The 12476-nt window shown below is 68.3% G+C and carries 8 protein-coding genes; 3 read left to right on the forward strand and 5 right to left on the reverse strand.

Features of this window, described 5'->3' with window-relative positions; translation table 11 throughout:
* Nucleotides 1-49 precede the first annotated feature (49 nt).
* Nucleotides 50-3586, reverse strand: coding sequence for a methionine synthase (gene metH / locus ACM9NP_RS03965; protein ID WP_415645188.1), 3537 nt, complete (start codon nt 3584-3586; stop codon nt 50-52).
* Between the two features lie 300 nt (nt 3587-3886).
* On the opposite strand from metH, the gene ACM9NP_RS03970 reads away from it, so the two are divergent.
* A complete protein-coding gene (locus tag ACM9NP_RS03970) occupies nt 3887-4753 on the forward strand; it encodes a PAC2 family protein (RefSeq protein WP_415645189.1) in 867 nt (288 codons plus the stop codon).
* Nucleotides 4754-4810: 57 nt separating this feature from the next.
* On the opposite strand, the gene ACM9NP_RS03975 is transcribed toward ACM9NP_RS03970, so the two are convergent.
* On the reverse strand, nt 4811-6508 hold the full coding sequence (locus tag ACM9NP_RS03975) for an enoyl-CoA hydratase-related protein (RefSeq protein WP_415645190.1): 1698 nt from the start codon (nt 6506-6508) through the stop codon (nt 4811-4813).
* Nucleotides 6509-7050: 542 nt separating this feature from the next.
* Entirely contained in the window at nt 7051-8289 is a 1239-nt protein-coding gene (gene mshC / locus ACM9NP_RS03980) for a cysteine--1-D-myo-inosityl 2-amino-2-deoxy-alpha-D-glucopyranoside ligase (protein WP_415645191.1), read from the reverse strand.
* Between the two features lie 513 nt (nt 8290-8802).
* Between mshC and ACM9NP_RS03985 the strand changes: the two genes are divergently transcribed.
* Nucleotides 8803-9219, forward strand: a complete 417-nt coding sequence (locus ACM9NP_RS03985; protein ID WP_415645192.1) for an LppU/SCO3897 family protein — start codon at nt 8803-8805, stop codon at nt 9217-9219.
* 300 nt (nt 9220-9519) lie between these two features.
* Here the strand turns inward: ACM9NP_RS03985 and ACM9NP_RS03990 are convergent, their stop codons facing one another.
* Together ACM9NP_RS03990 and ACM9NP_RS03995 are read right to left on the reverse strand one after the other, a co-directional pair.
* Nucleotides 9520-10344: an undecaprenyl-diphosphate phosphatase gene (locus tag ACM9NP_RS03990; RefSeq protein WP_415645193.1), complete on the reverse strand. Its 825-nt coding sequence runs from the start codon at nt 10342-10344 to the stop codon at nt 9520-9522.
* Nucleotides 10344-11396 (reverse strand): LLM class F420-dependent oxidoreductase, encoded by a 1053-nt coding sequence (locus tag ACM9NP_RS03995; protein ID WP_415645194.1) that lies wholly within the window; start codon nt 11394-11396, stop codon nt 10344-10346. The genes ACM9NP_RS03990 and ACM9NP_RS03995 overlap by 1 nt, the downstream gene beginning before the upstream one ends.
* 334 nt (nt 11397-11730) lie before the next feature.
* On the opposite strand from ACM9NP_RS03995, the gene ACM9NP_RS04000 reads away from it, so the two are divergent.
* Nucleotides 11731-12476 (forward strand): aldo/keto reductase (locus tag ACM9NP_RS04000; RefSeq protein WP_415645195.1); only part of this gene is annotated, 746 nt, incomplete at its 3' end.

Consider the following 12476-nt stretch of genomic DNA (forward strand, 5'->3'; position numbering starts at 1 on the left):
CCGCCTTCCCGGTCGTGTTCCGTCGTGGTCGTGCCCGCCGTTCGGCGGGTCATCTCGCGTTGAAGTACCCGGCGTCCGGGTGGTGGACGATCAGCGCGTCGGTGGACTGTTCCGGCGTCAGCTGGAACTCCTCGGTCAGTTCGACGTTGATGCGGTCCGACCGCAGCATCGCGACCGTCTTGGCGCGATCCTCCAGCTCGGGACACGCCGCGTAGCCGAAGGAGTAGCGACACCCGCGATAGTCGACCTTCAGCACACCGTCGAGATCACGGGGGTCGTCGTCGGCGACGCTGCGACCCGACGGAAGGATCAGCTCCTCCCGCATGCGGCGGTGCCAGTACTCGGCGAGCGCCTCGGTCAGCTGCACGGACAGCCCGTGCACCTCGAGGTAGTCGCGGTAGGCGTGCTGAGCGAACAGTTTCGCGGTGTACTCGCTGGCGGCCTGGCCGATGGTGACGAGCTGAAGCCCGATCACGTCGAGTTCACCGCCGCGCGCGTCGACCTCCTCCCGGCTGCGGAAGAAGTCGGCGATGCACAGGCGGCGTTCGCGGCGCTGCCGGGGGAACGTGAACCGGGTGCGTTCGGAGTGGCCGTTCTCGTCCAGCACCACGATCGTGTTCCCCTCCGAGTAGCAGGGGAAGTAGCCGTAGACGACGGCGGCCTCGAGGACCTTGTCGGTGGCGAGGCGGTCCATCCAGTACCGCAGTCGCGGTCGACCCTCGGTCTCCACGAGATCCTCATAGGATGGCCCGTCGCCGCCACGAGACGGCTTCAGGCCCCACTGACCGAGGAAGGTCGCCCGTTCGTCCAACATGGATGCGTAGTCGGCGGTCGGGACGCCCTTGACCACGCGGGTCCCGAAGAACGGCGCGGTCGGCACCTCGATACCGGTCGCGACGTCGGAGCGAACCGTGTCGTCGTCGAGGCTCGGCGCCGAATCGGAGACCAGGGTGGCGTGGCGGGCGCGGCGCTCACGGCGCTGCGCGATCTTCGCCGCGCGCTCCTCGTCCACGATGGGGGTTCCCGTGCGGCGGGCCGTCATGACCTTGTCCATGAGAGACAGGCCCTCGAAGGCGTCCTTGGCATAGTGGACCTCGCCGCCCTCGAACATGTCGCGCAGGTCGTCCTCGACGAACGCGCGTGTCAGCGCCGCGCCCCCGAGCATCACCGGCCACCGCGACGCCAGACCGCGCGCCATCATCTCGGCGAGGTTGTCCTTCATGATGACGGTGCTCTTGACCAGCAGTCCCGACATGCCGATCGCGTCGGCGTTGTGCTTCTCGGCGGCGTCGACGATCGCGTTGATCGGCTGCTTGATGCCGATGTTGACGACGCTGTATCCGTTGTTGGACAGGATGATGTCGACGAGGTTCTTGCCGATGTCGTGAACGTCGCCCTTGACCGTGGCGAGGACGATCGTGCCCTTGCCCTCGGCGTCGGCCTTCTCCATGTGCGGTTCGAGGTGGGCCACGGCGGCCTTCATGACCTCGGCGGACTGAAGGACGAACGGCAACTGCATCTGGCCGGAACCGAACAGTTCGCCGACGGTCTTCATGCCCTCCAGGAGGGTCTGGTTGACGATGTCGAGCGCGGAACGGTCGCGCAGGGCCTCGTCCAGGTCGGCTTCGAGGCCGGTGCGCTCGCCGTCGACGATGCGGCGGGCCAGGCGCTCCGACAAGGGAAGCGCCGCGAGTTCCTCGGCGCGGGTCGCGCGCGCCGACGCGACGTCGACGCCTTCGAACATCTCGATGAAGCGCTGGAGAGGGTCGTACCCCTCGCTGCGGCGGTCGTAGATCATGTCGAGCGCGACCTGACGCTGGTCGTCGGGGATCTTGGCCATCGGCAGGATCTTCGAGGCGTGCACGATCGCGCTGGTCAAACCGGCCTCCACGCATTCGTGCAGGAAGACCGAGTTGAGCACCTGGCGTGACGCCGGGTTCAGACCGAAGGAGATGTTCGAGATGCCGAGCGTGAAGTTGACACCGGGGTAGCGGCGGGCGATCTCGCGAATCGCCTCGATCGTCTCCAGCCCGTCGCGGCGAGTCTCCTCCTGGCCCGTCGAGATCGGAAAGGTCAGGCAGTCGACGAGGATGTCGGACACGCCGAGACCCCAGCGGCCCGTCAGGTCGTCGATGAGGCGGGCGGCCACGCGGACCTTCCAGTCGCGGTCGCGGGCCTGTCCCTCCTCGTCGATCGTCAAGGCGACGACCGACGCGCCGTGCTCGGCGATGACGGGCATGATGCGGGCGTAGCGCGAGTCCGGCCCGTCGCCATCCTCGAAGTTGACGGAGTTGACGATGCAGCGACCACCGAGCGCCTCCAGACCGGCCTCGATCACCTCGGGCTCGGTCGAGTCGAGCATGATCGGCAGGGTCGAGGCGGTCGCGAAGCGGCTCGCGAGTTGGCGCATGTCACCGCTGCCGTCCCGGCCGACGTAGTCGACGCACAGGTCGAGCATGTGCGAACCGGCGCGGGCCTGTTCGCGGGCGACCTCGACGCAGTGGTCCCAGTTACCCGCGAGCATCGCGTCACGGAATGCCTTGGAGCCGTTGGCGTTCGTGCGTTCGCCGACCATGAGAATCGACGCGTCCTGCCGGAACGGCACGTGGTGGTAGGACGAGGAGACGCCCGCCTCGCCCGTCACGGAACGCTCCGGGGCGCCGCGTCCGGCGACGCGCGCGGCGAGCGTGGCGATGTGCTGTGGGGTGGTGCCGCAACAGCCGCCGACGAGACCGACGCCGAAGTCGGTGACGAAGTCGTCGAGCGCGTCGGCGAGGCCGTCGGCGGACAGCGGATAGACGGCGCCGTTCGGGCCGAGTTCGGGCAGGCCCGCGTTCGGCATGACCGACAACGGAATCCGGGAGTGTTGAGAGAGGTAGCGAAGGTGCTCGCTCATCTCGGCGGGGCCCGTGGCGCAGTTGAGGCCGATCAGGTCGACGCCGAGGGCGGAGAGGGACGTCAACGCGGCGCCGATCTCGCTGCCGACGAGCATCGTGCCGGTCGTCTCGACGGTGACGGAGGCGATGATCGGAACGCGCACGCCGAGGTGTCTCATGGCACGCTGCGCGCCGATGATCCCGGCCTTCGTCTGGAGCAGGTCCTGGGAGGTCTCGACGATGAGCGCGTCCGCGCCGCCGTTGATGAGGCCGCGAGCGCATTCGATGTAGGAGTCGCGAAGAACGGCGTAGGGCGCGTGGCCGAGCGTCGGGAGCTTCGTGCCGGGGCCCATCGAGCCGAGCACGAAGCGGCGGCGGTCGGGCGTGGAGTGGCCGTCGGCGACCTCACGGGCGAGTTCCGCGCTGCGCAGGGCGAGTTCGTATCCGCGTTCGACGATGTCGTATTCGCCGAGGTTGCCGAGGTTGACGCCGAAGCTGTTCGTCTCGACGCAGTCGGCGCCCGCGGTCAGGTAGGCGTCGTGGATGTACCGCACGACGTCCGGCCGGGTGACGCTCAGGATCTCGTTGCAGCCTTCGAGGCCTTCGAAGTCGTCGAGGTCGAGGTCGGCTTCCTGCAACATGGTGCCCATGGCACCGTCGGCGACGAGGACACGGTTACCAAGAGCGGACAGGAACGCGTTTTGCGGCATTGGTCCAGACTAAAGGCACAGCGGTACACCGCCAAATGATCGGCGCCACGTCTCACGATCCGGTCGACGGGTGACAGACCGGGACAATAGGCATTCCCCTACGGCCGCAACGGTTGTAGGGACGAAGTGAGCGGGACGTGACAGTACGGAACGTTAACCGAGGCGCCGCCGGAACAGCGTGCCGCATTCGTCACCGTCCGCTGTTCTTCTCAAGAGTCCCAGCGGAATCCGAGCACCTCTTGTCCCCCATCCGATGGAGCCGTGCGTGCCGCCGTTGACCGTCCGACGTACTCTGACGACGTGACAGAGTTCGACGGACTACCCGTGTTGCGGTCCCCCGTCTTGGTCGCGGCGTTCACTGGCTGGAACGACGCGGCGGACGCCGCAAGCCACGTCATCGCTCATCTGACCGAGCAGTGGCGGGCTCAACCCGTCGCCACAATCGACCCCGATCCGTATTACGACTTCCAGATGGCGCGCCCCAGCATCAAGATGGGCGCCACGGGCGTGGAACGGATCGACTGGCCCTACGCGGGCTTCGCGGTCGCGTCACCGTCGGACGCCCACCGGGACGTCGTGCTGCTGACAGGCGCCGAACCGAGCATGCACTGGCGAGGCTTCTGCGAAGAGGTCGTGGAGATCTGTCACAGCCTCGAAGTAGAGCAGGTGATCCTGCTCGGCGCGCTCATGGCGGACGTCAGCTACTCACAGCCGCTACCGGTCTCGGGCACCTCGAACGATCCGGTCCTGTCGACGCGACTCAAGATGGACCCGGTCGAGTACGAGGGCCCCGCCGGCATCATCGGCCTCCTCCAGGCGACGTTCCAGCGCATCGACATCCCCGTCACCTCCTGTTGGATCCACGTGCCGCACTACGCGTCCACATCGCCCTGTCCGAAGGCGACTCTCGGTCTCCTGCACCGGATCGAGGAACTGCTGGACCTCCCGGTCCCCACCGGTGGCCTCGTCGAGAAGACGGCCGCCTGGGAGAACGAGGTCACCCAGCTGGTCGAGTCGGACGCCGACATCGCCGAATACATCAACTCGCTCAAGGACTCCAGCCACAGCACTCAGCCGCCGTCCGGTGACGACATCGCCCGCGACTTCGAGCGCTACCTGCGTCGGCGTGGGCCGCACCCCGACAGCGACGCCGACAGCGACGGCTGATCCCCCGCACACGACGAACGCCCGACCACCGATGGTGGCCGGGCGTCACGACGTCGGTCAACGTTCTCCGGTGAGGCTCCACCGATGCGCAGCCAGACGTGCCGGTGTCCGGTCGGGGGTGTGTTTTCCGACGAACGCGGCTCTCGCGGCGGCGAAGCCGTTGCGGTCCTCGAAGAAGTCGCGCGCCATCTGAGACAGCTCCTGGGCCTCGTAGTACGCGGGCGGGAACGCGTCCCCCAACAGGCGCAGCTTCTGGTCCAGGGCCGAGTTGTGCCATTGCGGGTTCGCGTGGCTCTCGGCGAGATCCCACAGCCAACCGTCGAACGCGGCCGCGTCGCGCGGGCCAACCGCGTCGACGAGTCCGATCCGAGCGGCGTCGTCGGCGTCCACGGGAAGCTTCTCCGTCAGCAGGCGTTGCGCGGTCCCGGCCCCGACCCGACGCGGCAGCGTGTACGTGTGCAGTTCCGAGCCGTACAGGCCCATGTCGTAGAACGGGTTGAGCACGACTCCCGAGCGTGCGACCACGACGTCGGCGGCGAGGCCGAGCATCACGCCGCCCGCGCCGGCGTTGGCGCCGAAGGCCGCGACCGTCAACTGCGACACGCACGACACGAGCAGGGTGCACAGTTCGTTGATCGCGGTGATGTTCGCCCACGCCTCGGCGGCGGGATCGGGGGCGGTCTCGATGACGTTGAGGTTGATGCCATTGGAGAAGAACGCGTCGGTCCCCGTCACCACGAGGACGCGGGTGTCCTGGGCGAGGGCCGCTCGCAGCTCGGTCGCGACACGTTCGCATTGACGCGTCGACATCGCGCCGTTGTACGCCCGGATCCGCAGCATCCCGACGTCTCCGCGCCGTTCGTACCGGGCGGCCCGAAGTGCCGCGGGGGCCGTCAGGGCGGGCCGATCGGCGACGTCGAACACGGCGGAGGCGGGCAGTTTGACGCCGTTGCCGCCGAGGTTCGCCGGCTCCTTCACGTGCCCGATCCAGACGGCGGCGTCCCTGGCCGCGATCGCGATCGCGTCGCCGTCGTGGCCGAGGATCGTCCCGGGGGTCGTGCCCGGGGAGACGGTCTCGCCGACGGCGGCGTCGTAGACGCTCACGACCCTGCCGTCGATGGTCCCGCGCACGCCGGGGGCGGAGTCGGCGGCACGGACGCGCCGCACGATGCTCGTCGCGGAATCACTCCAGGAGAAGGCCCGAGCCGACTGCGGCATCGACGGACGGGTCCGGGTGCCGTCGATGGGGCGCGGCACCTGGTCCTGCGACGTCGGCCGGAAACGCGGATCGGCGGCCTTCGCGACGACCTCGCGAACGCATTCGACGGCCGCGTCGGCGACGAGTCCGTTGTACAACGCGGCCTTCGACGGCGGGTCTTGCGGCATGTCGAACTCTCGATGGGCCCAGATCGGACCGGCGTCCATCTCCTCCACGGCGGACAGGGCCGTGACGCCCCAGCGGGGGGCGGCCTCCGCGATCGCGTAGTCCAATGACGACGGACCTCGGTCCCCGATCGGTCCCGGGTGGATGATCACGGTCGGGAACTTGCCCCACACCTGCTGCGGCACACGGTGCTTGAGGAAGGGGCAGATGATCAGGTCGGGGGCGGCCATTGCCACGGCCGAGGCCAATCCGTCTTCGTCGGTGTGCGCGGATGCGAGTTCGACGCTGACGTCGTGGCCGGATCGGCGCAGATCACACCACACGCGCTGAGTGAGACCGTTGAACGCGGAAACGAGGAGCAGAATCTTCACCGCAGATCCTTTCGAGGACAGGCGTAATGGGCCGGGCGAGCGCCCGGCTGATGAAGTGGAACGGTCATGGGCGACGGAGCGGGTGCCGCGTCGTCGGAATCGCGATCGCCACTATCGCCCTTTCGTCGGGGGAGCCACCCCGTTCGTCGGTCGGGGCTGTCCGTTCGGCCGTTGGCACCGTGACACCCTAACGTGAACGCCCATTCCGGGCACGCACGGCGTCGACGCTGACCAATCGCGACAATCTCCGACCGCGCGGCGCGATGTGTTGGCGCCGAATGATTCGGGGTTTCCGGACGACAACGCGAACGATGGAGGGCATGGACAGTCCATACACGAGACACAGTGGGCGGTGTCTGCATCGGGCCCGGCGGCCCGCCGGAATCGGTTGTCCGGGTGGCGATCCTCGATCGCCACCACGGAGAACACCGTCACTGCGGCACGGTGGATCCGTCTCGAATCAACACGTGTCGCCAGTGGAGGAACTCACCGGTGGGTCACCGGTTCGAATCGTATGCGCGCGACGCCGGGGCGCGACGCACTCAGAGTGCGACGCCGAGCAGCGCGTCGACGGCGGAGGCGACGAGCGCGGGCGCCGTCGGGTCCGAAGTGTCGCCGTTCAGGACGCGGTCGGCCCACCGGTCGATCGCGGCGAGCGCGCGTGGGGAGTCCAGGTCGTCGGCGAGCGCGGCGCGGATCTCCGCGAGCAGCGGCGCGGCGTCAGGGCCTCCGTCGGCGGCCACGGCGGTGCGCCAGCGTTCCCAGCGCGCGCCTGCGTCGGCGAAGACGGTGTCGTTCCATTCGCGGTCGGCGCGGTAGTGGGAGTCGAGCAGTCCGAGCCGGATGACGGCGGGCTCGACGCCCTCGCCGCGCAGCCGGGACACGAAAACGAGGTTGCCTCGGCTCTTCGACATCTTCTCTCCGTCGAGGCCGATCATTCCGGCGTGGACGTAGTGCCGGGCGAACGGGGCCTTGCCGGTGGCGACTTCCGCGTGCGCGGCGGACATCTCGTGGTGCGGGAAGATCAAGTCGTTGCCGCCGCCCTGGACGTCGATCGTGTCACCGAGGTGGGTCAGCGCGATCGCGGCGCACTCGATGTGCCAGCCGGGACGGCCGGCCCCCATCGGGGACGGCCACGAGGGTTCGCCGTCGCGTTCGCCTCGCCACAGCAGGGGGTCGAGGGCGTTGCGCTTGCCGGGGCGGTCGGGGTCACCGCCGCGCTCGGCGAAGTAGGCGAGCATCGTCGCGGTGTCGTAGTTCGATTCGGAGCCGAAACCGGCCGCGGCCGAGACCGGGAAGTAGACGTCTCCGGTGCCGTCGTCGAGGCGGTAGGCGGCGCCGTTCTCGCGCAGCCGCTCGATCATTTCCGTCACTTGTGGAATCGATTCGACGGCACCGATGTAGTGCCGTGGCGGGAGGATCCGCAGCGCCTCCATGTCCTCGCGGAAGAGTGCGGTCTCGCGCATGCCGAGGACGATCCAGTCCTCGCCGTCGCGGTCGGCGCGTTCGAACAGCGGGTCGTCCACGTCGGTGACGTTCTGCACGTAGACGACGTCGAGCCCGTTGTCGCGCCAGACGCGGTTCACCAGGTCGAAGGTGATCATCGTGGCGGCGTGGCCGAGGTGGGTGGCGTCGTAGGGCGTGATGCCGCAGACGTACATCCGGGCGGTGCCGTCGGCGGGCGCGCTCGGGTGGATGCCCTGGCGGGCGGTGTCGTACAACCGCAAGGGCTGCCCCTGCCCGGGGAGTGCGCGCACGTCGGGAGCCTGCCACGATTCCATGCACACGAGACTATGTCCTGTCCCTTGGTCCAGCAACTGGCCGACCACGGCCCCACCGCGGTCGACGGCGACCCTTGAGTGAGCGACGCCGCACGTCAGCGGCGCCTTGGACGGGAAAGGGGTCGACCCGCCGGTCCGACACGTGCGCCAGATCTCACACGAATCGGTGGCCAGCCACTATGGACTCGACCCCCGTCCCGCAGCCCGGCCAGGGGCAATGCCGTTCTGTTGGGAGTCGGCGGTGTCCGTCATCGGCTCTTGGTCGTCGACAACAGCCGACATTGACCCCAAAGCCTGGCACATCACCGGCGATTTTCATCGACATCGACGACCGAGCACCTCCTTGACAACGACGTTCGGGTGCGGCCCCGCAACTCGGCGGGGTCTCGTCGTGCGTCGCCCCGTCGGCATGCGCTGCGGCACTGAGTCCATGTGCGCTGCAACGCTATGGTCGTTCCAGTGCCCCGGACCCGGCCCGTACGGCATCAGCGTCGCGCCACAGGAAGGTCCCCCATGTCCCAGCCCCCGTACCAGTATCCCGACCACCGACCCGGCAACCTCGACGTCGCTCCCTCGACGGTGACGGGCGGGCTGGGGAGACTCTGGCGGCGCCAGAGCCGTACCCACCGCATCAGCCTCGGCATCTGGGCGGTCCTCATGGTTCTCGGCGGGGTCATGATGATCGTGGCCTGGCAGGGCCAGCCCGTGACCGGTGACTGCCTTACCGGCCTCGACGAGGAAATCACCGGCTATCCGATAGTCGAGTGTGACGACCCCTCCGCCGCGTGGAAGGTCGTCGGGGACGCCACGGGCGAGCGGAACGACTCCGACCTCGGAACCTGCGACGGGCAGCCCGATGGACAACGGATCAACACGAACGTCGGACGCAAGAGCAGCTGGGAGATGTGCGTGGTCCCGTACGGGCCCTGACCGGCTACGCCACCGGAACGGTCGAGCCTCCCGCCCGCAGTATTGAGCCGGTCCTCGGAGATTGGACCGGTGACCGCAGTATCGGGGGCCAAACTGATCGCCACACCCGCACCCCACCGACGCACCGCACCACGGGGTTCCATGGTTCGGGAGTGGGGCGGGCTCGGTGATTCTCGCTGTCTGATCCCGCTTGGTTGGGCAAACGGTCCCGCTTGGTTGGGCAAACGGTCCCGCTTGGTTGGGCAAATTTCCAAANCANGCNTGTTTTCGCAATTTGCCCAACCAAGCGGACCAGGACAGCTAGGCGGCGATGACTCCGAGGAGGATCAGGCCGATGACCACGACGCCGAACCCGATGCGGTACCAGACGAACAGCATGAACGAGTGGTTGGCGACGAACTTGAGCAGCCAGGCCACCGAGATGTAGGCGACGATGCCGCTGACGACGGTGCCGACGAGCAACGGCGCGAGTTCGACGGAACCGGTGAACGCGTCCTTCGCCTCGAGCACACCGGCGCCGGTCAGCGCGGGGATGCCGAGATAGAAGGAGAGCTTCGTGGCGGCGACCCGGTCGAGGTCGCGGAGCAGACCGGCGGCCGTCGACGCCCCGGAGCGGGAGATGCCGGGCACGAGCGCGATGCTCTGGACGACACCGACGAACAGCGCGTCCTTCATGGTGATCTGCCGTTCGGTGCGCTGATGCGTCGCGGCGTACTCGGCGAACCACAGCACGAAGCTCCACAGGATCATCCCGCCCGCCACGAACCAAAGACTGCGCAGCGGACCGGTGATGAGGTCCTTGCCGACGAAACCGACGATGATGATCGGAAGGGAGCCGACGATGATGTACCAGCCCATCCGGTACTCGTAGTCGGTGCGGTGCTCGGCGGAGAACAGACCGCGGAAGAAGCCCGTCGTAATCGCCCAGATGTCCTTGGCGAAGTAGACGAGCACGGCCGCGATCGCTCCGATTTGGATGAACGCGGTGAACCCGGTGACGCCGGGGTCGTCGACATCGAGCCCCAACAACTCCTCGACGACGGTCAAGTGCCCGGTGGACGAGACCGGCAGCAGTTCGGTCAGACCTTCGACGATGCCCAGAATGACCGCGTGCCACAGTTCCATTACTCGGCGACTCCCGCCCGCTCCGCGGCCTCGGCGACGACCCGGAGCGTGCGCGCGCGGGATTCGGCGTCGGCGGCGAAGGCGGTGACGGCCAAGGTGGTGACGCCGGATTCGGCGAAGGCGCCGATCCGGTCGGCGATGCGCTCGGGCGTACCGAGAAGCGCGGTCTGGTCGATGAACTCGAACGGGACCTCGGCGGCGGCCTCCCGGGGCTTGCGCTGGAGGTACAGCTCCTGGATGCGCTCGGCGGCATCGCCGTAGCCCATGCGGGTGGCGAGCTGGTTGTAGAAGTTCTGCTTGCGACTGCCCATCCCTCCGATGTAGAGGGCGCTGTACGCGCGGACGGCGTCGGCACAGCGTTCGAGGTCGTCGCCGACGACGACGGGCACCGTGGGCACGACATCGAATGTGGACATGTCGCGGCCGGCCTTCTCGGCGCCCTCCCGCACGCAGGCGAGTTGTTCGGACGCGAACTCGGGCGCGTAGAAGACGCCCAACCAACCGTCGGCGATCTCGCCGGCGAGCGCGAGGTTCTTCGGCCCGATGACGGCGAGGTAGATGGGAATGTCGTCGCGGAACGGACGCATCGCCAGTTGCAGCGGCTTGCCGGGGCCGTCGGGCAGCGGAAGCGTGATGTGCGCGCCGTCATAGGCGACCTTCTCGTGGCCGAGGGTCTTCCTGATGACGTCGACGTACTCGCGCGTGCGGCCGAGCGGCTTGGCGAATGGGACGCCGTACCAGCCTTCGGACACCTGGGGTCCGGAGACACCGAGGCCGAGCCGGAACCGCCCGCCCGACAGCGTGTCGAGGCTGGCTGCCGTCATGGCGGTCATCGTCGCGGCGCGGGCCGGGATCTGCATGACGGCGGAACCGACGTCGATGCGCTCGGTCTGAGCGGCGAGCCAGGTCAGCATCGTCACCGAGTCCGAGCCGTACGCCTCGGCCGCCCAGACGACGGAGTATCCGAGTCGTTCGGCCTCTCGTGTCGCCTCCAGATGCCCGGCGGGGTCGGCGCCGCTGCCCCAGTACCCAAGGCTCAAACCCAAACGCATGCGTGTCTCCGATTCTCGGGCGATCCGTTCGCCGTGTCGGTGTGGTTGCCATCGTCGCGGCGCGCGGGCCGATCCGGCTGGTCGTGGCCGAGGAGTGGCGCACGCCGGGGGTCGGTCGCGTCGTCGCGCGAGCCGACCCAGACTAAAGGGTGTGCCGGTGGTCGCGTCGGCAGGTCGTCGGAGCTCCCACGGACGGACGTCGCGAACGAATGCCTGGTGGCGACGACGCGACCCGACGACTTGGCGCGTCACGATCGGTGTCGACGCGGCGAACGTCCTCAGTGCAGCGCTTGACGCATGTGAGTTCCCGGATGGCGTCCGGTAGCTTCAGTGCGTGGAACAGCGACCGTTGGGATTGTCAGGGCTCGAGGTATCCCGGCTCGGGCTGGGCACGATGACCTGGGGCGGCAGCAGCGATTTCGACATCGAGGACGCCGCCGCCCAGTTGACGGCGTTCTGCGCGGCGGGGGGCAATCTCGTCGACACCGCCGACGTCTACGGGCAGGGCGCCGCCGAGCAGGTGCTGGGCGAACTGTTGCAGCGGACGGTCGAACGCGACGACATCATCATCGCGACGAAGGCCGGGGTGTACGGGAAGGGCAATCGCCGCCGGAACAATTCGCGCGGGCATCTGTTGCGCGCCTTGGACGGTTCACTGGCGCGACTCGGTACGGACTATGTGGACTTGTGGCAGTTGCACGTCCACGACCCGGATACCCCGATGGAGGAGACGTTGACGGCGCTCGACCACGCCGTCACCTCGGGCCGAGCTCGATACGTCGGGGTGTCCAATCACACCGGTTGGCAGATCGGCCGGGCGGCGGCCTGGCAGCGCGCGATTCCCGGTCGTACGCCCATTGTGGCCAGTCAAGTCGAGTACTCGCTGTTGCAGCGCGGCATCGAGCGCGAGGTGTTGCCCGCCTGCCTCGCGATGGACGTCGGGGTGCTGGCGTGGTCGCCGCTGGGGCGCGGCGTGCTCACCGGCAAGTACCGATACGGCCGCCCGTCGGACTCCCGGGCATCTTCCGCCCAATGGGGACGGTTCGTGTCGGCCTATCTCGACGCGCGCAGCTCCGGCAT

It is taken from the genome of Stackebrandtia soli (genome assembly GCF_965137155.1).
GTDB classification, from domain to species: domain Bacteria; phylum Actinomycetota; class Actinomycetes; order Mycobacteriales; family Micromonosporaceae; genus Stackebrandtia; species Stackebrandtia soli.

Excerpts from the sequence above, each read along its gene's own strand:
- ACM9NP_RS03985 (WP_415645192.1), top strand. The coding sequence starts at position 8,803 with ATGTCCCAGCCCCCGTACCAGTATCCCGACCACCGACCCGGCAACCTC.
- ACM9NP_RS03990 (WP_415645193.1), bottom strand. The coding sequence starts at position 10,344 with ATGGAACTGTGGCACGCGGTCATTCTGGGCATCGTCGAAGGTCTGACC.
- ACM9NP_RS03995 (WP_415645194.1), bottom strand. The coding sequence starts at position 11,396 with ATGCGTTTGGGTTTGAGCCTTGGGTACTGGGGCAGCGGCGCCGACCCC.
- mshC (WP_415645191.1), bottom strand. The coding sequence starts at position 8,289 with ATGGAATCGTGGCAGGCTCCCGACGTGCGCGCACTCCCCGGGCAGGGG.
- metH (WP_415645188.1), bottom strand. The coding sequence starts at position 3,586 with ATGCCGCAAAACGCGTTCCTGTCCGCTCTTGGTAACCGTGTCCTCGTC.